The following is a 17,494-nucleotide window of genomic DNA, read 5'->3' on the forward strand; positions in this document are numbered from 1 at the left end:
TCGGTATCCGTCCTGGATGCTATATTACTTGGATGACGTCAGCCGAAGACATTGAAAAGGCGATCGAGCAATTGCCTCCGCGGGAACTGGCGCGACTTCGCGCCTGGTTTGAAGCGTTTGACGCCGGTCGGTTCGACGCGGCCATCGAACGTGATGCGCGTGACGGCAAGCTTGATGCATTTGCAGAGGAAGCCATCGCAGCGCATCGCGCCGGGCAATCCCGGGACTTGTGAAACACGCTGCCTCGCCAAAGTTTTGGACTGCTTATCAGGCACTACCCTCGCCCGTTCAAAAGCTGGCCGATGACGCGTTGCTTTGGTTCTGGATCGGCTCTCATGCCGATTACGACCGGCTGATCAACTAGTCCTCGACCGACACCAGCTTCCGCAGCACTGCCTTGAAACGGATACTCCGCTTGCCGGCGAGCGCGGTAGCTTCGCCTTCCGCGCTGTCCCCATCGTAAGTGCCGGAAAAGCCGATGCCGACCTCGTAGCCGCCGAACAGCGGACGCTCGCCCTGGCTCAAGGTGTGCTCGCGGTTGACGATCTCGCCTTTCCAGCGGCCATTCGCTGCCGTGTAAGCGCCGATGTAGTCGAAGAAGGCGTCGCCGCCCCGGATGTTGCCGTCATGCAGCAGCATCACGCCGGTGTTGCCGCCGTCGATGCCGTCGAGCATCCTGATGTGGATCGAGTAAAGCCCGTTGCCGATACCGTCCGGCCCGACCTTGCCGGCCGGCGGCGCGTCGGCGTCGTTGATCGGCGTCATGACCGCCCTGAAAACGGCGCCCGGAAGCGCCGCTGCGCTGCCTTCGGAATGCAGCTCGTTGCCGCGAAGCACGCCTTTGAACGCCAAGGCGACGTTGTCGATCGGATAATTCGGGACATAGCTCGGATCGTGGTTGTGACGGCGCATCATCAATTCCGAAGAATAGACGCCGTCCTTCTCCGTGTAGCTGCCGACATAGGACGAACCGGAATTACCGCCATAGAGCTTCCCGCCGGCGGTCGCGAACATCACCCCGCTACCGCTGCCGCGCGGGGTCTCAAACCGGAATTTATACAGTCCCTGCAGCACGGTTGCGTCGCCCCGGATCGGAAATGCCTGGGCCCCCGCGAATCGGCGATCCGCAGGTTCCCGTAAGTGGTGTTTTGCCTTGTCCCGAAGGGAGTTTAGCCACTTCGGCGTTGCCGGATCAAACGCTTTGCCGAAATTCCGCTATAGTGTTTTCGAGCGAAGTGGCCACCGGTTCGCGTAAAGAAAATGCGTCAAAACAAAAGAGTAGAGCCCGGTTCTGATTCAATCAGGACCGATAAGGCTCTAGAGTCCGGACATTGAGTCGCGGTCGCTTTCCGCCGCCGGAGTCTATCGTTGGAAACCGCGCTTTATCTTCCCGTCAAACGCTTCCTCGAAAAGCTCGGCTTCACCGTCAAGGGCGAGGTCGGCGGTTGCGATCTCGTGGCGCTCAGCGGCGACGATCCGCCGATCGTGGTGATCGGCGAATTGAAATTGACCTTCAACCTGGAACTGATCCTGCAGGCGGTCGACCGCGCCGCCGCCGCCGACGAAGTCTGGCTCGCGGCGAGATTGTCGGCCCGCGGCAAAGGGCGCGAGAGCGACGCGCGTTATCGCAATCTCTGCCGCCGGCTCGGCTTCGGCATGCTGGCCGTCACCAATACCGGCGACGTCGAGGTGATCGTCAAGCCGCCCGACACCGCCCCTCGCCGCAATCCCAAGAAGCGCTCGCGGCTGGTCGCTGAGCATCGGCGGCGCAAGGGCGATCCGGCGATGGGAGGAAGCACCCGCGCGCCGATCATGACCGCCTATCGGCAACAGGCGCTGGCTTGCGCATCCGCGCTGTCGAGCGGGCCGCGGCGCGTGAAGGATCTGCGGCCTGAAATTCCCGACGCGGGGAAAATTCTGCTGCACAATGTCTATGGCTGGTTCGATCGCGCCGAGCGCGGCGTCTACGTGCTGACCGATGCCGGGCGTGCCGCGCTGAAACGCTGGCCGCAGCAACCGATGGACCTCGGCGCCGCCAGCAATTCAGCGCCCTGACGACAACGAAGAAAACGGGAGGATCGAATGATCGTGGTCACCGGCAGCGTCACCGCCCGGGCGGACAGTTTTGACGAAGTCCGCAAACTCAGCCTCGAACACGTCCGCCGTTCGCGCACTGAGCCCGGCTGCATCTCGCATACCGTGCAGGTCGATTGCGAAAACCCGCTGCGGCTGGTGTTTTTCGAGCAATGGGCCGATCGCGCCGCGCTGCTGGCGCATTTCACGGTCCCCGCCTCCAGAGATTTCGTCCGCGCGCTGCAGTCATTGGCGGCCGCCGCCACCACGATCGAGCTGTACGACGCTACCAGGCTGGAGAAGTTGTAGACGCATGGCTGTATTGCCATGCGAATTTCATATTGCAATGCAACATAAGGGCACCTAGGTATCTCCACAACAGATGCGAGGCCCCGATGAGCGAAGATTGGAACACGAAATACGGCACACGGCGCGTCCGGCGCGATCCGCCGACGCTCGAAGAGGCAATATTCGCCGCCGTCGGCATTACCGAAGACCCGCAGCAGCAGGCCGAAATCGCCGCCGCACTGATGGGACTGCCGTACGAAGACGTGCTGGCTGAAGTGAAAAAGACCGGGCGCGCGATGGCGCGATCGGCCACCCGCGTGATCGCGGGTGAGCAAGGCGCGCAGCGCTCCGTCGTGGTCGAGCGCAAGATTGTCCGTCGATTCGGCAACGACAAGCGTACCGGCACCTGAGAGCCGCTACGGCTCAAAGCGTCTTCGAGTGACGCGGGTACCGGTTCACGTAAAGAAAACGCATCAAGACAAACAACCGGAGCCTTACCGATTCTGATTCAATCAGAGCCGGTAAGGCTCCAGGCAATTTGGGGATAATGCGCCCTTCGTCAGGCCGCCCGACCCCACCGGGTCATATTCATCAACATCTTCCAATAAGCGCGATTGAAGTTCACGACGGCATCGACCGCCGTCGTGACAGCGGACGGCGCCAGTGCCGTGTCATCCTGCTGGGTCAGGTCGATCGTGCCGGTGGATTCGCCGTAACGGAACGTCAGGTGTGCGCCGAACTTGTTGGCGAGCGCCCGCATCGCTTCATTCTGCGCGCCGGTCGTGATCCGCAGGCTCTGGTAACCCTTCGCACGCGCCTCCGCGATCAGCTTGCGGAACAGGATGCTGCCGACGCCGCGCCGGCGTACCGACGCTTCGACGCTGAACGCGATCTCGGGCAGCGAATCCGGCGATTGATCCGGCGGATGCAGCTCGGCTGCGCCGCGAACCACGCCGTTTTCAAAGAAGGCGATCACAATCGTGCCGTCATTGGCGCATTTTTCGGCGTAGCGCTCGATGAAACTGTCGTCCATGAAGCCATGGAAGCGGTCGTGCCGGCTGTTGCGGTCGAGCCGCAGCAGATGATCGCGCAATAGCGGCAACTCTTCCTGCTGGCTCAGCGTTCGGACACTGCTGTCGGCAAGCGCGGCTGCGATAACGGTGAGGTACATAGTCTAATCTCCTCTGAGAGAGCCCTCTGAGGAGGCGTCGAATCCCTAGACCACCTATATTGTGCATCGCAGCATGAATTTCAACCCCTTGGAATACTTCATCTAATGTCATATTCCGTTAACTAATTGTTAGGCAGTTCCGTCTGTATCAGAGCACCAGCTGGGTTTGCGTCACCACCGCGACCAGCTTGCCGTCCTCGGTTTCCAGCCGCGTCTGCCAGACCTGGGTACGCCGTCCCCGATGCACCGGGGTGGCGGTAGCCGTCACGGTAGAACCCTCCTTGGCGCCGCCGATGAAATTGGTCTTGCTCTCGAGCGTGGTGGTGCCCTTGGCATCCTCCGGCAGGTTGATGACGGTCGCCGCCGCGCCGACCGAGTCCGCGAGCGCCATGATGGCGCCGCCGTGAATCGTATTGCGCAGCGTGCAGAGCTCCGGACGAACCACCATCTGCGCCACCACGCGGTCCTTGTCGGCCGCGATGAACGTCACGCCCTTCAATTCCGCGAACGGCATTTTCATCGACTGGATTTTTTCAAGCGGCGTCATTGGTCCTCCCGTTTTTCTTCCAAGCTTTCTTAGGAGAATGGATGGCGCTGGTAAATCAGGCAATGACCTCACAGGTAATGGTTGCCGTGACAAGGCGCCGCTCTCGATGCGATCGTCGCGGCGCTGTGGGACCAACAACCCTCATCGTGAGCAACCGCGAAGCGGCGTCTCGAAGGATGCAGCCATTGGCCACGCCGCATGGTTCGAGACGCGCTACGCGCTCCTCACCAAGAGGGGTTAGACCTTCTCCACCCCGCACCACTCCGCGATGAACAGCGCGGTCGCCTTGGTCGATTTCCGCAACGACTCCAGATCGACATATTCGTTGAAGCCGTGCATTGCCTCGCCGCTGGCGCCGAAGCACAGGCTCGGGATGTTGTAGTTCAGCCCGTAGAACCGCGTGTCGGTCAGCGCGGTGAAGGCTTGCTCCGGCACCACGCCGCCGCCGCCGTAAACGGCCGCGAAGGCTTTGCCGAAGGCGGCTTCAGGTGCTGCCGAATCCTTCAGCTCATAACCCTCCGACAGGAAACCCGACCACTCTACCTGCGGCGGATTGTTGGACAAGAAGCGATGATCGCGCGCAGCGGCCGAGACGCAAGCCATGATTTCGGATTGCGCGTCGGCGACCGACCAGCCCGGCAAGACAGCGATGCGACAATCGACGTCGCACCAGGCCGGCACGCTGGAGGCCCAGTCGCCGCCCTTGATGATGCCGGGATTGAAGTTGATGGGATGGTCGACCGTCCCGAAATGATGATCGCGTTTGGCGCGCTCGTTCCATTCCGCTTCCAGTCTCTGCAGCGAATGGATCAGATGGTAGGCCGCCATGATCGCGTTGGCGCCGGAGCCGGCCTCGAACACGTGGACGGGAAAACCGCGCACTTTCAGACGAAACCAGATCACGCCGACCTGCGAGCGTATCATCTTGCCGTTGGTCGGTTCGGGGATGAAGCAGGCATCGGCGCGGTAGCCGCGCTGCAGGGTCGAGAGCGCGCCGACGCCGGTGCTCTCCTCCTCGATCACGGATTGAAAATGAATCCGCCCGGTCGGCCGCAGCCCCGCGGCGGTGATCGCATCCAGCGCGTAGAGCGCACCGATGGTACCGGACTTCATGTCGCAGGCGCCGCGGCCATACATCCTGCCGTCCTTGATGACGGGCGAGAATGGCGGCGTCTCCCACATGTCCAGCGGACCGACGGGAACCACGTCGCAGTGGCCCTGCAGGATCAGCGATTTGCCGGCATTGTTCGGCGGACGGTAGGTACCGACCACGGTGCGGGCCCTGGAAAAATCATGTTCGATCGGGCCAAAGCCGCGCAAATCCTTCAAATCCTCGACATCGATATGCCAGTCATCGACCTCATAGCCGCGCTGGCGCAAGAGATCGCCGATCATGTCCTGGCACGGCCCCTCGGCGCCGCGGGTCGAAGGGATCGCGACGAAATCCCGCGTCGTCGCGAGCTGCGCATCAAAGCCGGCGTCGACGGCATCGAGAATTTTTTGCTTGTTATCGCTGGCGTTCATTACGTTCGTATTCCCCTGCTCGGCGCTTCCTGAAGCGCGATCAAAGCATAAGCTACAGCGTTTTCGAGCGAAGTGGATACCGGTTCGCCAAAGAAAACGCATCAACGCAAAAGTGTCTCAGGAACTCCAGCATGCCTTGATCGCTTTCAGAATCGGCACGCCGCCCATACAGTCGTGGCCTACCAGACCGACGCCCCAACGGAGACACCGGATGCCCGGAAATCGCAACGTCCTGTATCTCATCATCGGTGCGCTGATCGTCGCAGTCGGCGTGCTCGGCTACAATCTCTACCAGTCGAAGAAGCAGCCGGAGGGCCTGCAGATCAATGTCGGCCCCAATGGACTGAAAATCGAGAGCAAGTGAGGAAGCCCAATTTGACGATCGAGAAGATGGCAACGACCGGCTGGATCGCCCTGCCCGTGGGCCTCGTCATGGCGCTGATCGTGACACCTGTGCTCGCCCAGCAGGTTTCGCGCGAGCAGGACATCGTCGAATTGCGGCTCGGCCAACGCATCCTCGTCGACGACGGATCGTGCCCTCCCGGGCAGATCAAGGAGGTCGCGGGCGCGCAGATGACCGCGACCGGCGTCTCACGTACCCGCAAATGCATTCCGCGGCTGGGGCCCAAGAAGCGATAGGTAGCGCAATTCGGCGCGACCCGCCGTGAGAAAGGCAAGTTTCGAAACACAGCAAGCTACCAGCTTCCGTATCGGCCGACGATACCGCGCCAGAGCGCGTCGCGCTCGCGAGCGAATGGCTCCTTGCCGACGCTGGCGTTCTTCGCCGCCGCCGTAATCACCAGCACCAGCTTCAGTTCGGGGTCGACAAAGATCGACTGGCCGTAGACGCCGAGTAGCGCGAACCTTCGCTTTTCGCCCGGAAACAGCCAGAACTGATAGCCGTAGCCGAAATAAGGCGTCGCCTTGTACGGCGTGAACGCGTCGGGCTGGCGGTGCCAGTCGGTCGCATCGAGCAGATAGTCCTTCGGCACGATCTGCCGGTCGCCGGCGGCGCCGTCATTGGCGAGCAGAATACCAAGCCGGCCATAGTCGCGCAGGATGGCGTTGAAATTTCCCGCCCCGCTTTCGGTGCCGTCCCTGGTCTTGATCCATGTCGCGTCGGCCTCCGCGCCCATCGGCTGCCACAGCCGCGGCGTCAGATATTCGCTCAGCGTGGTACTGGTCACCGCGCGCAGCAACAGCGTCAACACCACCGTCTGGTTGGACGCGTAGTGAAATTGCGTGCCCTGCTCCACCTCGCGCGTCGGGAATGCGCGCAGCGCCGTGACGGAGTCGCGCGTCAGGCGGATCCTGTTGAACTTCGAATTATCGTCGTTGCCGTCATAGACCTCCTTGAACGGCACGCCGGAGGCCATGCGCAGGATGTTGCGTATCGTCGTCTCGCCATAGGGATTGCCGGCGAGATCCGGGACATATTTGGCGACGGTGTCGTCGAGCGACGCGATCTTGTTCTCGGTCAGCGCCATCCCGACGGCGAGGCTGACGATGGACTTCGCCATCGAGTGCGACACGAAACGATCCGTCGCGGTCCGGTCGTATTGATAGCGTTCGGCCAGGATCTGGCCGTCCTTGATCACCAGCAGGCCAGTCACGCGCTGATGCGCCAGGAAATCGTCGAGCGAATACGTCTGCTTGTCGAAGCGATAGGTGAGTTTCGCTTCGCTTGCGGCCTTGGGAAGCGGCAGCGACGAGGCCGCCTTCCGCAAGGTGTAATACGGCAGGAAGCTGTCGAGACGGCTGAACGATCCGACCCCCACGCTTTCGTCGTAGAACCAGTTGGCAGGTTTGCCGATCGGATAGCCGGCCGCCTTGCCCAGCAAATCCTCGTCAGGCGCTGCGCGGGCCGGAAAGGTCAGCGCGACAAGCACCGCGCATGAAAGCAGGATTCGCCCCGGCTGCATTGGATGGCTCACGCAAAGGGATCATCGACGGGTCACTGCTTACATCGGCAGCGACTTGCATGTCGAGCCCGCAAAGGGCCTCGACGCAGGGGCAGATCATAGCGGTGAGGATGTTGTGCCCGACGCGCGTGCTTACGGGTTCGTCGACGGCTCGAACATGCATTGCAGCGTCGGCTTGGCGATCTTGGTGAAGGTCGGGCCAATCTCGGATTGTTTCGACGGCGGCACCCAATCGGTCTCGATGGTCGGCACACCGGTCTCGCTGATGCCGCGCAGCAGAGCTTCGCGCAGGTCGCTATCTTCCACGGTCGCCGCCGCATAGTCGTGCAGACAGCCGCAGACGGTTTCGGGATGCGCCCAGCGCCCGACCATATGGGGCGCGCACAGCCGGACGAACTCGCCGCGCGGATCGGGAACCCTGAACAGGGAGCGAAGCGGCATCGGCTGAAGCTGGGCCTGCACCTGGCCTTTAACTTGGGCTTGCGCCGAGCCGCCGACCAGCACGAAGGCCAGGATCGCGGCAGAACAGATACGAACAAACATGTAGAGCCTTTACCGGCGAGTTTCTTAGGAATTGTCCGCTGTGCTTACTTGGCCGCGACCATCATCAATTGGGGCGCCGAGGTCGTTGCCGGGGAACCGTTGTAGGAGAAGGTGCCGATGCCCGGCAAGCCGTTGTCGGAAGAGCCCGCCATCGAGGGACCAGCGAGGATGAAGGCGAAGGCGAGGATGAAGCTGATCGTCCGCATCTGACTGTCTCCGATTTCGGCGCCGCCGGGCCCCGCCGCTTCGTTGGCAATCTGATAGCCGTGAGCTGTTTCCGGATATCTGCGCCAAAAGCGGAAAATGGTTTCGTCGCGGCCGAGATTTGTTTCGTCGGCCAGATGGGACGAAACATTGGCAAGAAAAACTCAATGGTTTCAGCAGAGTGACGTTCGACCCGGCCGTCAGCCCAATGGCCGGCGCTGGCCTGGTTTACTGGCTGATCGCCGCCAGAATTTCCGGCGCAGGCGTCACGACGGGCGACCCGCAATAGGTGAACGTTCCAACACCCGGCATGTCGCGATCGGCACTGCCGGCCAGCGACGGGCCGGTCAGGACGAAAACCACGACGATCATGTAGCTAAGGGCTCGCATCTGACGTCTCCAAGTACCGCTTTAAGTACCATCTGGAGATGAGACGCCCGCTGAACCGAGCGGGTTCGACCCGGCAAGGCGAGTTCTTAAGGTTTTTCTGCAAAAGAGGCCGCTCGCAAACTGCGGCCGGTCGTGAACCGAAGCCCCGGTACGAACGACCCAGTCGAACAATGTGCAACTTTCCGCGTGAAGGCGCGTTGTAAAATCTCCTCAACAAAGGATAGCAGTCGTGGGCAATGGCAACGTTGAAGTTGGCAATCAAACCCCGACCCGCAAACCCGGCCAGCCGGCAGTTGAACTGAAGTCAGGGCGTAACGGCTCTTCCGAACAGCGGATCGACAGTTTCCTGAAGACGGAGTCCCCTTGTGGCGCGATGTCGCAACAAGGGGCCGAATTCCGCGGCAATCAATCGGCGCCGCAGAAATTTGTTCATCTGGTCGGATGCCACGAACCCAAGGTCAGGCCGGGCTCCGAGGTTCGCCCATATTCCAATCCGGCCAAGCGGTAAACTTGGGCTTACCAAGCGGTAATGCCCGGGCTGCTCACCCGGGACCCGAACTACCGCAGAAACTACTGAACGAAATCACCGCACTTCTGGACCACGGCATCGGCGGCCCCCCACGGCATGACCGGTACCGAGGAGGTCGAATTTTTGGGTGAACCCTCGATCAGTTTATCCGAATACACCATGTAAACGAGGACGTTGCGCTTGGCGTCACAGCCGCGAACGATCTGCATTTTTTTGAAGAACAGCGAGCGGCGCCGGCGGAACATGTCGTCGCCCTGCGCCAACTTGTCCTTGAACCGGATCGGTCCGATCTGGCGGCAGGCCAGCGAAATATCCGAAACCTCCTCGGCGAGGCCCAGCCAGCCCTTGAATCCACCCTTTTCCGGCACCGTGAAATGGCAGGCGACACCCTCGACCTCGGGGTCGTCGACGCCATAGGTCGCCAGTTTGTCGTTAGGACTCATCAATTTGAACACGGTCGAGCGGCGGAAGATCAGATCCGGTTCGTCGGCGGCCGAAACGGGGCAGGCCTGCGACAGCGTCATCGCCAGCACCGCCAAGGCCAGAATTCTCCACTTCCCGTCACACTTCATGATGGCCTTGGATGCCATTGATATCTCCGTTGCAAAGCCGCTGAATGCCTCGCCATCTAAGTAATGGCGGAATGCCGCACTAGAAGTGCCTGCGCGCGTCAGCGAGCCCACTCGTTTAACGGAATGTGAGGCTTTTTTGATACGCTCAGGGCGAAAAGCGCTGACATTAGAAGGCTTACGCTGGTGAACGCTTTTCGCGTCTGCGACAACAAATGAATATTGAGCCACTGGATCCGAAATTCTGGAATTCGAGGATTATGCGCGTGAGCGGGCATCCGATCTTGAGTGCGGGTAGTGCGGGCGTGAAAGTTGCGGACCAGTGGTCCAAACGCGTCGGGTTTTGGCAGATGGCAGTGTTGACGGCGGCAGGCACCCTGGGTGCCGCCGCCCAGGCAGATGCGGCGCTGTTCTACTGGCAGGATTCCGATCCCGGCTATTACCGGCCCGCGCCGTCGGCGCAGCCGCGACGCCAGCGGAACACGCGGAAGAATTCGGCCGCGAAATCCGACGCGGTGCAAAAGGAAACCGGCGCCAAGCCGCAGGGGCCGCTGGTTATCGCGATCTCGATCGACAGGCAAAAGGTCCGGGTCTACGACGCCAACGGGCTGTTCGCTGAAAGTCCGGTGTCCACGGGCATGAAGGGTCATTCGACCCCGATGGGCGTGTTCAGCATCATCCAGAAGCACAAGTTCCACCACTCCAACATCTATAGCGGCGCGCCGATGCCCTATATGCAACGCATCACCTGGTCGGGTGTTGCGATGCATGCCGGCGTGCTGCCGGGCTATCCGGCGTCACACGGCTGTATCCGCATGCCGATGGCGTTTGCTGTGAAGATGTGGAACTGGACCAAGATGGGCGCGCGCGTGGTCGTGACGCCGGGCGATATGACACCCGCCAGTTTCTCGCATCCTCTGCTGGTGGCCCAAAAGGTCACGCCGCAGCCTGTCGTTGCCGATGAGCCCAAGAACGATTTGCTCAAGAACGATTTGCTCAAGAACGATCTTCCCAAGGCGGACATGCCGGCGGTCAAGAGCGACAAGGGCGCGGACGCCGGGTCGGCCATCAGGTCCGAGAATTCAGTGACGAGCCTCGAACTCCGATCGACCGTCGGGCACGCCTCTCCGCTCCGCGAGCAGACACGCACCGCGGATGCCAGCAGCCCGATGCCGGCGAATACGGCGGCCACCATGTCGGATGCAACGGGTGGCAGGCCGTCTTCCAGCGAAGCCGCGAGCGCTGAAGCAAAACCCGAAGCACCGAAATCCGAATCCAGGCCGGATGCGGAATCAACTCCCGCCAACAGCGCCGATACCGCTTCGTCCGACGACAAATCGGCGGAAGCTTCGAGGGCCGACGCAATATCCGACCAGACTGGTTCGGTCGAGAAGGCCGACGCGCCGACCGCGGCCGACGCTGCCAAGGCCGAGACCGCAAGCGACAGCGCGAAGGTTCAGGAAACAGCTGAAGACAAGCCCGCCGAAGCCAAGGTTGAAGCTGCCAAGCCCGAAGTGACCAAGACCACCGAGACCAAGGCTCCCGACAAGCCGGCCGAGGCAATCGCCGACGCGCCGGCGGCGCCCGATGCGAAGAAAGATACGGCTCGCCTGCCCGGCATCGACAAGGCTGCTGCCGCGAAAGCCGAGCCCAAGCGTACTGGCCAGATCGCGGTATTCGTGAGCCGCAAGGACTCCAAGCTCTACGTTCGCCAGAATTTTGCCCCGCTGTTCGACGTGCCCGTGACCATCGCGCCGAGCGACCGGCCGCTGGGCACGCATGTCTTCACCGCCGAAGCCGACAAGAACGACCCGAACCTGTTGCGCTGGTCGGTGGTCTCGCTGCCGGTGACGGCGCGCAACGCGGCCCGCAATGACGACGATGATGACCGCCGCGCCCGGCGCCGCAAGATCGCGGGTGGAGCAGCTGCGGAGGCCAGACCCCTGCCTGCGCCGGATAGCCCGGCCGAGGCGCTGGACCGCATCACCATCCCGCAGGATGCGATGGCGCGCATCACCGAAGCGCTGACCACCGGCAGTTCGATCATCGTATCCGACCAGGGTATCAATCAGGGTGAAACCGGCGAAGGCACCGATTTCATCGTTTCGCTGCGCTAACCAGGCACACCGTCCCGGCATAACGGCATGTTGAGCGGCGACGTGGCGCGCATTGCGCTATGCTGTCGTTCGTCGAACCGCAGCCAGACCTCCGTGCGAGACGCTCCATGATTGACCGCAGGACCATGATGACGGCGGCGCTCGCAGCAATTGCCGGCACGGCCTCGGGCCGACCGGTATTTGCGCAAGCCGGTATGAGCCGGATCACGGCCTACGCATTTTCGTTTCCGGGATTGGCTGGCCCCGATATCCGGCTCGCCGACTATGCCGGCCATCCGATCCTGATCGTCAACACCGCCTCGCTCTGTGGCTTCACGCCGCAATATGGCGGCCTGCAGGAATTGTGGACCGAGTTCCGCGACCGCGGCCTGATGATCGTCGGCGTTCCGTCCAACGATTTCGGCGGCCAGGAACCGGGCGGCGCGACCGAGATCGCCGAGACCGCGCAGCACCAATATGGAGTTACGTTCCCGATAGCAGCCAAGGCCGTCGTGAAGGGATCGAACGCGCATCCGTTCTACAAATGGGCGGCTGAGGCGCGGCCGAAGGATGTTCCACGCTGGAACTTCCACAAATACCTGATTGGCCGCGACGGCTATATCGCCGACGTATTCCCGGAATCCGTCGAACCCGCCGATACCCGCGTCAAGACGGCGATTGCCCGGGCACTGAGCCAGAACGTCTCCGAACGCAGCGGCTAGGCTTGAGGACACGCCGCAAAATAGCGGACCTGTCCCCTGAATTAACCGGTTGAGCGACAAATCAACAGGCCCGGACGACAGCCGTTGCCTTGGCGAGGCGGCTGCAACTAGGGTACGATGCGTTGGGGCAGGAAGCGGCCGGACGACGGCAAAATGCCGGCGCCGGGAGCGGGATCAGAATTTTAGGGAAAACAAGATGCGCATCGTGGCAGGGTTGATCTTTGCGAGCACGGTTTCGTTGCTGGCGTCGGGTGCGGCGTGGGCGCAAACGCCCCCGGCCAAGGGTGCTGCTTCTCCTCCTGCGGCGGCTCCTGCTCCGCAGGCGGCCGCCGCCGCGCTGGCCGCGGCAGCAGCGCCCGCCTCGGCACAACCGGCAAGGGCCGCATGCAACACCCCCGGCGCGCTCGGCGTTGGACGGACCGTCGAGATCGATACCACTGGCGGGCCCGGCTTCGGCTTCGAGCACTTCAAGCAACTCGATTTCCTGCGCGACAAAGAAGTCGTGCTGACCTTCGACGATGGCCCGTGGCCGCTGAATACGCCCGCCGTGCTGAAGGCGCTGGCGGATGAATGCACGACCGGCATCTTCTTCTCGATCGGCAAGCACGCCACCTACTATCCGGAGATCCTCAAGCAGGTTTACGCCGCCGGCCACACCGTCGGCACCCACACCTGGTCGCATGCGACGCTGACCAACAAGAAGCTGACCGAGGACCAGCGCAAGGAAGAGATCGAGAAGGGCCTCAGCGCGGTGAAGTGGGCGCTGGGCGGCGTCTCGCCGTCGCCGTTCTTCCGTTTCCCGGCCCTGCAGCACCCGCCGGAGATGGTCACCTATCTCGGCGATCGCAACATCGCGATGTTCTCCTGCGATCTCGACTCGTTCGACTTCAAGGCGCGCAACGCGCAGGCCGTCATCGACGTCACGATGAAGAAGCTCGACAAGCTCGGCAAGGGCATCATCCTGATGCACGACTTCCACAAGCACACCGCCGAAGCCCTGCCCGACCTGCTGAAGAAGCTGAAGGCCGGTGGATACAAGGTCGTGGCAATGAAGGCCAAGGCCCCGGCGCAGACCATCGCCAAATACGACGAAGAGGTCATCAAGGACGCCAAGCTGCCGACCGTGAGCTCGCGTCCGGTTTCCAGCGTCGTCCAGACGATTTCGGAATAGTCGGCGGCAGAAGGTCGTGCCGGCACTGCGCATCGAAGGTTACGTCATCGTGTCCGGCGACGGCATGCTGGCGAACGCCGATCGCGTCATGCCGGAGGGACTGAAGTTCGAGGGCGACAAGAAGTTCTTCACCGACGCCCTCGACCATGCCGACCTGATCGTGCACGGGCGCAACTCGTTCGAAGGCCAGACGAATTCGCCGAAGCGCAGGCGAGTCGTCCTGACCCGCAACGTCGAAACGCTCGCACCCGATCCATCCAATCCGAAATCCACGTTGTGGAACCCCGCCGGCGCCTCCTTTGAGGCGGCCTGCGAGCGGGCCGGCGTGCGCTCCGGCACGGTCGCCGTCATCGGCGGACCCTACGTGTTCGGAATGTTCATGGACCGCTACGACACGTTCTGGCTGTCGCTGGCGCCGCACGTGCGCTTGCCGGGTGGCGAGCCTTGCTTCCCGGGTGTGCCCCATCGTTCGCCGCAGCAAATATTGGCCGCGCACGGACTGCGCGCCGGCGAACCGCAGGTGCTGGACATGGCCCATGACGTCAGCGTCACGCCATGGCGGCGCAGCGCCTGACGCGGGCTTGAGCTAGTGGCTTGGCTTCAGACGTCGCCGTAGGCCGGTTCGGAGTTTCGCGGCCCGCGGCCGTAGCCCGCGATCATGAACAGCGCGCCGATGATCGAGAGGTTTTTCAAGGCCTCGATCAATGTCTTGGCGTTGTCGGGCGGCGACTGATTCCAGAAATCGTGGAAGTAGAACGTGGCGGCGAGCACGAAGAAGATCATCAGGATCGCGAAAAACCGCGCCAGGAAATTCACCGCGATCATCAGGCCCGCCAGGATCTCGAAGCCGCCGATGCCGATCGCCAGCAATTGCGGCATCGGCATGCCGGTCATGGTCTCCAGTTGCGACGTATAGGGTGCCAGCAGCGCTGGAATAGCCACCTTGGCTGCGATGAAGTCCGCGGTCGCCGAAATGGCGAACAGCTTGGTCGCCCCGGAGTAGATGAAGAGCACAGCGAACAGAACTCGCCCGAAAGTGAACAACGCTGGCATGGGTCGGCCTCACTGAATGGCAATGCAAAGGTCGCGCGCGAAAGCGGAACGATTATGGGCGTTTCGCTTCCGCTTTTCAAACGAACAAAATCGAAACCGTCCGCGCAGGAACCTGCGCGACCCGGAGCCCGGCTGATTGAATCAGAACGGGCTCTACTCTTTTGTTTTGACGCGTTTTCCGGCGCGAACCGGCATCCATCCACGGATCAAATCCGAGCGCATGCTTCACTCGAAAACGCTAGAGACCCTATCCAAACAGGGTCGGCTGGGTGCGGACGGCGCGCTCCTGGGCTTCGACGGCGGCGACCGCCGTCATGTTCAGGATGCCGCGCGCCGTCACCGAGGGGGTGAGAATATGCGCCGGACGCGCCGGCCCGATCAGGATCGGCCCCACCGGCAACGCATCCGCCAGCACCTTGATCATCTGATAGGCAACGTTGGCGGTGTCGAGGTTCGGCATGATCAGAATATTGGCCTCACCTTCCAGCTTGGAATGCGGCAGCACCAGCTTTCGCGCGGTCTTCGACAGCGCGGTATCGCCCTGCATTTCGCCGTCGGCCTCGATCTCGGGATGCCGTTCCTTCAGGAGCGCGGTGGCATGGCGCATCTTGCGGGAAGAATCGGTATCGTAACTGCCGAAGTCCGAATGTGACACGAAGGCGACGCGGGGCTTCATGTTGAAGCGCTGGACATGGATCGCGGCCAGCGCCGCCACTTCCGCAAGTTCCTCGGCGCTCGGATTCGGCCGCACCTGGGTGTCGGCGATGAAATGGGTGCCCTTGCTGGTGATCATCATCGCCAGCGCGGCAAAATCCCTGATCCCGGGCAGGAAGCCGACGATTTCGCGGACATGGCGCAGATGGCTCATGTAACGACCTTCGACGCCGCAGATCATGGCGTCGGCCTCGCCGCGGACCACCGCAAGTGCTGCGATCACGGTGTTGTTGGTCCGAACGACCGTGCGCGCGGCATCGGGTGTCACGCCATGCCGGCCGGCGACGTCGATATAGGTCTGCACATAGGAGCGGTAGCGCGGATCGTCCTCGGGATTGACGAGGTCGAAATCCTGCCCGGCCTTGATCGCGAGCCCGAACCGCTTGAGCCGCGCTTCCACGACCGAGGGGCGCCCGACCAGGATCGGCCGCGCCAGTTTCTCCTCGAGCACGACCTGCGTCGCACGCAGCACGCGCTCGTCCTCGCCCTCAGCATAGATCACCCGTACCGGCTGGGTCTTGGCCTTGGCGAATACCGGCTTCATGACGAGGCCGGAGCGGAATGCGAAGCGCTCGAGCAGCGCGCAGTATTCGTCGAAATTCTTGATCGGCCGCGTCGCCACGCCGGAATCCATCGCCGCCTTGGCGACCGCCGGCGCGATCCGCAGGATCAGCCGCGGATCAAACGGGCTCGGGATCAGCGAGCCCGGCCCAAAGCCCTGGGTCTCGCCGCTGTCGAAGCCCCGCGCCACCGCATCCGACGGCGGATCGCGCGCGAGCTGCGCGATGGCGTCGACCGCCGCGTGCTTCATTTCCTCGTTGATCGCGGTGGCGCCGACATCGAGCGCGCCGCGGAAGATGAACGGAAAGCACAGGACGTTGTTGACCTGGTTCGGGAAGTCGGACCGCCCGGTGCAGATCATGGCGTCCGGGCGCGCTTTCCGCGCCTCGTCCGGCATGATCTCCGGGACCGGATTGGCCAGCGCCAGCACCAGCGGCTGGTCGGCCATCGCCTTGACCATTTCGGGCTTCAGCACGTTGGGCGCGGACACGCCTAAGAAAATATCGGCGCCGCCGATGACGTCGCCGAGTACGCGGGCGCTGGTCTTCTGCGCGTAGACCGCCTTCCAGCGGTCCATCAGGGTGTTGCGGCCCTCATGTACCACGCCGTCGATGTCGCAGACCCAGATGTTCTTGCGCTGCGCGCCCAGCGAGACCAGCAGGTTGAGGCATGCGATCGCGGCGGCACCCGCACCGGAGCAGACGATCTTGACGTCGGGAAGTTTCTTGCCGTTCAGCAGCAGCGCGTTGGTGATCGCGGCGCCGACGATGATGGCGGTGCCATGCTGGTCGTCGTGGAACACCGGGATCTTCATGCGCTCCTTGAGCTGCGCCTCGATCTCGAAGCACTCCGGTCCCTTGATGTCCTCGAGGTTGATGCCGCCGAAGGTCGGCTCCAGCGCCGCGACCGTCTCGACCACGCGCTCGATGGTGTCCGCGGAGATCTCGATGTCGAACACGTCGATCCCGGCGAATTTCTTGAACAGGACCGCCTTGCCCTCCATGACGGGCTTCGACGCCAGCGGACCGATATTGCCGAGCCCGAGCACCGCGGTACCGTTGGAGACCACTGCGACCAGATTGGCACGGGCGGTGAGAGAAGCGGCTTCCGCGGGGTTATTGGCGATTTCGGTGCAGGCCGCCGCCACGCCGGGCGAATAGGCCAGCGCGAGATCGCGCTGGTTCGCGAGCGGCTTGGTCGCCTGGATCTCGAGTTTGCCCGGCTTAGGCAGCCGGTGATAGGCCAGCGCCGCGTCGCGAAGGTCATCAGAATAGGACGACATGCATTTCCCCCACGTATTCACCTAGCGCATGATTCAACGAAGTTGAATCATGCCCGTCGGCCGTCTTCTTGTTTGAGCATGATCTTTCGGAAAACCGGTGTCCACTTTTCCGGATCATGCTCCCGGCCCCGAAAT

22 protein-coding genes are annotated in these 17,494 nt (G+C 62.5%); 11 read left to right on the forward strand and 11 right to left on the reverse strand.

Translation table 11 applies throughout. The annotated features are described in order from the left end of the window. The first annotated feature begins 32 nt into the window (after positions 1 to 32). A complete protein-coding gene (locus tag FFI89_RS19760) occupies positions 33 to 233 on the forward strand; it encodes a hypothetical protein (RefSeq protein ID WP_138829361.1) in 201 nt (66 codons plus the stop codon). 127 nt (positions 234 to 360) lie between these two features. Here FFI89_RS19760 and FFI89_RS19765 read toward each other — a convergent pair whose 3' ends face one another. Continuing rightward, the gene (locus FFI89_RS19765) at positions 361 to 1,074 is read right to left on the reverse strand and encodes a hypothetical protein (RefSeq protein WP_138829362.1); all 714 of its coding nucleotides are present in this window, start codon (positions 1,072 to 1,074) and stop codon (positions 361 to 363) included. A 294-nt stretch (positions 1,075 to 1,368) separates the two neighbouring features. Here FFI89_RS19765 and FFI89_RS19770 point away from each other — a divergent pair, with 294 nt between their 5' ends. The 3 genes from FFI89_RS19770 to FFI89_RS19780 all read left to right on the forward strand — a co-directional run bounded on the left by FFI89_RS19770 (position 1,369) and on the right by FFI89_RS19780 (position 2,771). Next, positions 1,369 to 2,055: a DUF2161 domain-containing phosphodiesterase gene (locus FFI89_RS19770; protein WP_138829363.1), complete on the forward strand. Its 687-nt coding sequence runs from the start codon at positions 1,369 to 1,371 to the stop codon at positions 2,053 to 2,055. A gap of 27 nt (positions 2,056 to 2,082) precedes the next feature. Next, complete coding sequence (locus FFI89_RS19775) at positions 2,083 to 2,382, forward strand: putative quinol monooxygenase (RefSeq protein WP_138829364.1); 300 nt, start codon at positions 2,083 to 2,085, stop codon at positions 2,380 to 2,382. A gap of 86 nt (positions 2,383 to 2,468) precedes the next feature. Next, positions 2,469 to 2,771 carry a hypothetical protein gene (locus tag FFI89_RS19780; RefSeq protein WP_138829365.1) on the forward strand — a complete coding sequence of 101 codons (303 nt, stop codon included), beginning with the start codon at positions 2,469 to 2,471 and terminating at the stop codon, positions 2,769 to 2,771. A 149-nt stretch (positions 2,772 to 2,920) separates the two neighbouring features. Here FFI89_RS19780 and FFI89_RS19785 read toward each other — a convergent pair whose 3' ends face one another. The 3 genes from FFI89_RS19785 to FFI89_RS19795 form a co-directional block, all read right to left on the reverse strand. Then, positions 2,921 to 3,532 (reverse strand): GNAT family N-acetyltransferase, encoded by a 612-nt coding sequence (locus FFI89_RS19785; RefSeq protein WP_138829366.1) that lies wholly within the window; start codon positions 3,530 to 3,532, stop codon positions 2,921 to 2,923. A gap of 148 nt (positions 3,533 to 3,680) precedes the next feature. Next, positions 3,681 to 4,079: a PaaI family thioesterase gene (locus tag FFI89_RS19790; protein ID WP_138829367.1), complete on the reverse strand. Its 399-nt coding sequence runs from the start codon at positions 4,077 to 4,079 to the stop codon at positions 3,681 to 3,683. Positions 4,080 to 4,316: 237 nt separating this feature from the next. After that, positions 4,317 to 5,603 carry an ArgE/DapE family deacylase gene (locus FFI89_RS19795; protein WP_138829368.1) on the reverse strand — a complete coding sequence of 429 codons (1,287 nt, stop codon included), beginning with the start codon at positions 5,601 to 5,603 and terminating at the stop codon, positions 4,317 to 4,319. A gap of 211 nt (positions 5,604 to 5,814) precedes the next feature. Between FFI89_RS19795 and FFI89_RS34465 the strand changes: the two genes are divergently transcribed. Further along, on the forward strand, positions 5,815 to 5,967 hold the full coding sequence (locus FFI89_RS34465; RefSeq protein WP_168212961.1) for a hypothetical protein: 153 nt from the start codon (positions 5,815 to 5,817) through the stop codon (positions 5,965 to 5,967). Positions 5,968 to 6,035: 68 nt separating this feature from the next. Next, a complete protein-coding gene (locus tag FFI89_RS19800) occupies positions 6,036 to 6,242 on the forward strand; it encodes a DUF6719 family protein (RefSeq protein WP_246669514.1) in 207 nt (68 codons plus the stop codon). Positions 6,243 to 6,298: 56 nt separating this feature from the next. On the opposite strand, the gene FFI89_RS19805 is transcribed toward FFI89_RS19800, so the two are convergent. The 4 genes from FFI89_RS19805 to FFI89_RS34475 all read right to left on the reverse strand — a co-directional run bounded on the left by FFI89_RS19805 (position 6,299) and on the right by FFI89_RS34475 (position 8,662). Continuing rightward, a complete protein-coding gene (locus tag FFI89_RS19805; protein ID WP_138829369.1) occupies positions 6,299 to 7,525 on the reverse strand; it encodes a serine hydrolase in 1,227 nt (408 codons plus the stop codon). Positions 7,526 to 7,657: 132 nt separating this feature from the next. After that, positions 7,658 to 8,068 carry a hypothetical protein gene (locus FFI89_RS19810; RefSeq protein WP_138829370.1) on the reverse strand — a complete coding sequence of 137 codons (411 nt, stop codon included), beginning with the start codon at positions 8,066 to 8,068 and terminating at the stop codon, positions 7,658 to 7,660. A gap of 44 nt (positions 8,069 to 8,112) precedes the next feature. Continuing rightward, the gene (locus FFI89_RS34470) at positions 8,113 to 8,274 is read right to left on the reverse strand and encodes a hypothetical protein (protein ID WP_168212962.1); all 162 of its coding nucleotides are present in this window, start codon (positions 8,272 to 8,274) and stop codon (positions 8,113 to 8,115) included. A 226-nt stretch (positions 8,275 to 8,500) separates the two neighbouring features. Further along, complete coding sequence (locus tag FFI89_RS34475; RefSeq protein ID WP_168212963.1) at positions 8,501 to 8,662, reverse strand: hypothetical protein; 162 nt, start codon at positions 8,660 to 8,662, stop codon at positions 8,501 to 8,503. Between the two features lie 229 nt (positions 8,663 to 8,891). Here FFI89_RS34475 and FFI89_RS19815 point away from each other — a divergent pair, with 229 nt between their 5' ends. Continuing rightward, the gene (locus FFI89_RS19815; RefSeq protein WP_246669197.1) at positions 8,892 to 9,170 is read left to right on the forward strand and encodes a hypothetical protein; all 279 of its coding nucleotides are present in this window, start codon (positions 8,892 to 8,894) and stop codon (positions 9,168 to 9,170) included. Positions 9,171 to 9,232: 62 nt separating this feature from the next. Here the strand turns inward: FFI89_RS19815 and FFI89_RS19820 are convergent, their stop codons facing one another. Further along, positions 9,233 to 9,715: a CreA family protein gene (locus tag FFI89_RS19820; RefSeq protein ID WP_246669515.1), complete on the reverse strand. Its 483-nt coding sequence runs from the start codon at positions 9,713 to 9,715 to the stop codon at positions 9,233 to 9,235. Between the two features lie 395 nt (positions 9,716 to 10,110). Here FFI89_RS19820 and FFI89_RS19825 point away from each other — a divergent pair, with 395 nt between their 5' ends. The 4 genes from FFI89_RS19825 to FFI89_RS19840 all read left to right on the forward strand — a co-directional run bounded on the left by FFI89_RS19825 (position 10,111) and on the right by FFI89_RS19840 (position 14,323). Then, the gene (locus FFI89_RS19825) at positions 10,111 to 11,877 is read left to right on the forward strand and encodes a L,D-transpeptidase family protein (protein ID WP_246669198.1); all 1,767 of its coding nucleotides are present in this window, start codon (positions 10,111 to 10,113) and stop codon (positions 11,875 to 11,877) included. 107 nt (positions 11,878 to 11,984) lie between these two features. After that, complete coding sequence (locus tag FFI89_RS19830) at positions 11,985 to 12,578, forward strand: glutathione peroxidase (protein ID WP_138829373.1); 594 nt, start codon at positions 11,985 to 11,987, stop codon at positions 12,576 to 12,578. A gap of 196 nt (positions 12,579 to 12,774) precedes the next feature. Then, complete coding sequence (locus FFI89_RS19835) at positions 12,775 to 13,749, forward strand: polysaccharide deacetylase family protein (RefSeq protein ID WP_138829374.1); 975 nt, start codon at positions 12,775 to 12,777, stop codon at positions 13,747 to 13,749. 64 nt (positions 13,750 to 13,813) lie between these two features. Then, complete coding sequence (locus FFI89_RS19840) at positions 13,814 to 14,323, forward strand: dihydrofolate reductase (RefSeq protein WP_138835485.1); 510 nt, start codon at positions 13,814 to 13,816, stop codon at positions 14,321 to 14,323. Positions 14,324 to 14,349: 26 nt separating this feature from the next. Here the strand turns inward: FFI89_RS19840 and FFI89_RS19845 are convergent, their stop codons facing one another. Together FFI89_RS19845 and FFI89_RS19850 are read right to left on the reverse strand one after the other, a co-directional pair. Beyond that, a complete protein-coding gene (locus FFI89_RS19845) occupies positions 14,350 to 14,802 on the reverse strand; it encodes a DoxX family protein (RefSeq protein WP_138829375.1) in 453 nt (150 codons plus the stop codon). A 247-nt stretch (positions 14,803 to 15,049) separates the two neighbouring features. Continuing rightward, complete coding sequence (locus FFI89_RS19850; RefSeq protein WP_138829376.1) at positions 15,050 to 17,359, reverse strand: NADP-dependent malic enzyme; 2,310 nt, start codon at positions 17,357 to 17,359, stop codon at positions 15,050 to 15,052. Positions 17,360 to 17,494 lie beyond the last annotated feature (135 nt).

The organism is Bradyrhizobium sp. KBS0727 (assembly GCF_005937885.2).
GTDB lineage: Bacteria > Pseudomonadota > Alphaproteobacteria > Rhizobiales > Xanthobacteraceae > Bradyrhizobium.

Coding starts and splice junctions, on each gene's coding strand:
- FFI89_RS19760 (WP_138829361.1), top strand. CDS start 33: ATGACGTCAGCCGAAGACATTGAAAAGGCGATCGAGCAATTGCCTCCG.
- FFI89_RS19810 (WP_138829370.1), bottom strand. CDS start 8,068: ATGTTTGTTCGTATCTGTTCTGCCGCGATCCTGGCCTTCGTGCTGGTC.
- FFI89_RS19850 (WP_138829376.1), bottom strand. CDS start 17,359: ATGTCGTCCTATTCTGATGACCTTCGCGACGCGGCGCTGGCCTATCAC.
- FFI89_RS19795 (WP_138829368.1), bottom strand. CDS start 5,603: ATGAACGCCAGCGATAACAAGCAAAAAATTCTCGATGCCGTCGACGCC.
- FFI89_RS19830 (WP_138829373.1), top strand. CDS start 11,985: ATGATTGACCGCAGGACCATGATGACGGCGGCGCTCGCAGCAATTGCC.
- FFI89_RS19790 (WP_138829367.1), bottom strand. CDS start 4,079: ATGACGCCGCTTGAAAAAATCCAGTCGATGAAAATGCCGTTCGCGGAA.
- FFI89_RS19780 (WP_138829365.1), top strand. CDS start 2,469: ATGAGCGAAGATTGGAACACGAAATACGGCACACGGCGCGTCCGGCGC.
- FFI89_RS19775 (WP_138829364.1), top strand. CDS start 2,083: ATGATCGTGGTCACCGGCAGCGTCACCGCCCGGGCGGACAGTTTTGAC.
- FFI89_RS19805 (WP_138829369.1), bottom strand. CDS start 7,525: ATGCAGCCGGGGCGAATCCTGCTTTCATGCGCGGTGCTTGTCGCGCTG.
- FFI89_RS19845 (WP_138829375.1), bottom strand. CDS start 14,802: ATGCCAGCGTTGTTCACTTTCGGGCGAGTTCTGTTCGCTGTGCTCTTC.
- FFI89_RS19840 (WP_138835485.1), top strand. CDS start 13,814: ATGCTGGCGAACGCCGATCGCGTCATGCCGGAGGGACTGAAGTTCGAG.
- FFI89_RS19800 (WP_246669514.1), top strand. CDS start 6,036: ATGGCGCTGATCGTGACACCTGTGCTCGCCCAGCAGGTTTCGCGCGAG.
- FFI89_RS34465 (WP_168212961.1), top strand. CDS start 5,815: ATGCCCGGAAATCGCAACGTCCTGTATCTCATCATCGGTGCGCTGATC.
- FFI89_RS19835 (WP_138829374.1), top strand. CDS start 12,775: ATGCGCATCGTGGCAGGGTTGATCTTTGCGAGCACGGTTTCGTTGCTG.
- FFI89_RS34475 (WP_168212963.1), bottom strand. CDS start 8,662: ATGCGAGCCCTTAGCTACATGATCGTCGTGGTTTTCGTCCTGACCGGC.
- FFI89_RS19825 (WP_246669198.1), top strand. CDS start 10,111: ATGGCAGTGTTGACGGCGGCAGGCACCCTGGGTGCCGCCGCCCAGGCA.
- FFI89_RS34470 (WP_168212962.1), bottom strand. CDS start 8,274: ATGCGGACGATCAGCTTCATCCTCGCCTTCGCCTTCATCCTCGCTGGT.
- FFI89_RS19820 (WP_246669515.1), bottom strand. CDS start 9,715: ATGACGCTGTCGCAGGCCTGCCCCGTTTCGGCCGCCGACGAACCGGAT.
- FFI89_RS19785 (WP_138829366.1), bottom strand. CDS start 3,532: ATGTACCTCACCGTTATCGCAGCCGCGCTTGCCGACAGCAGTGTCCGA.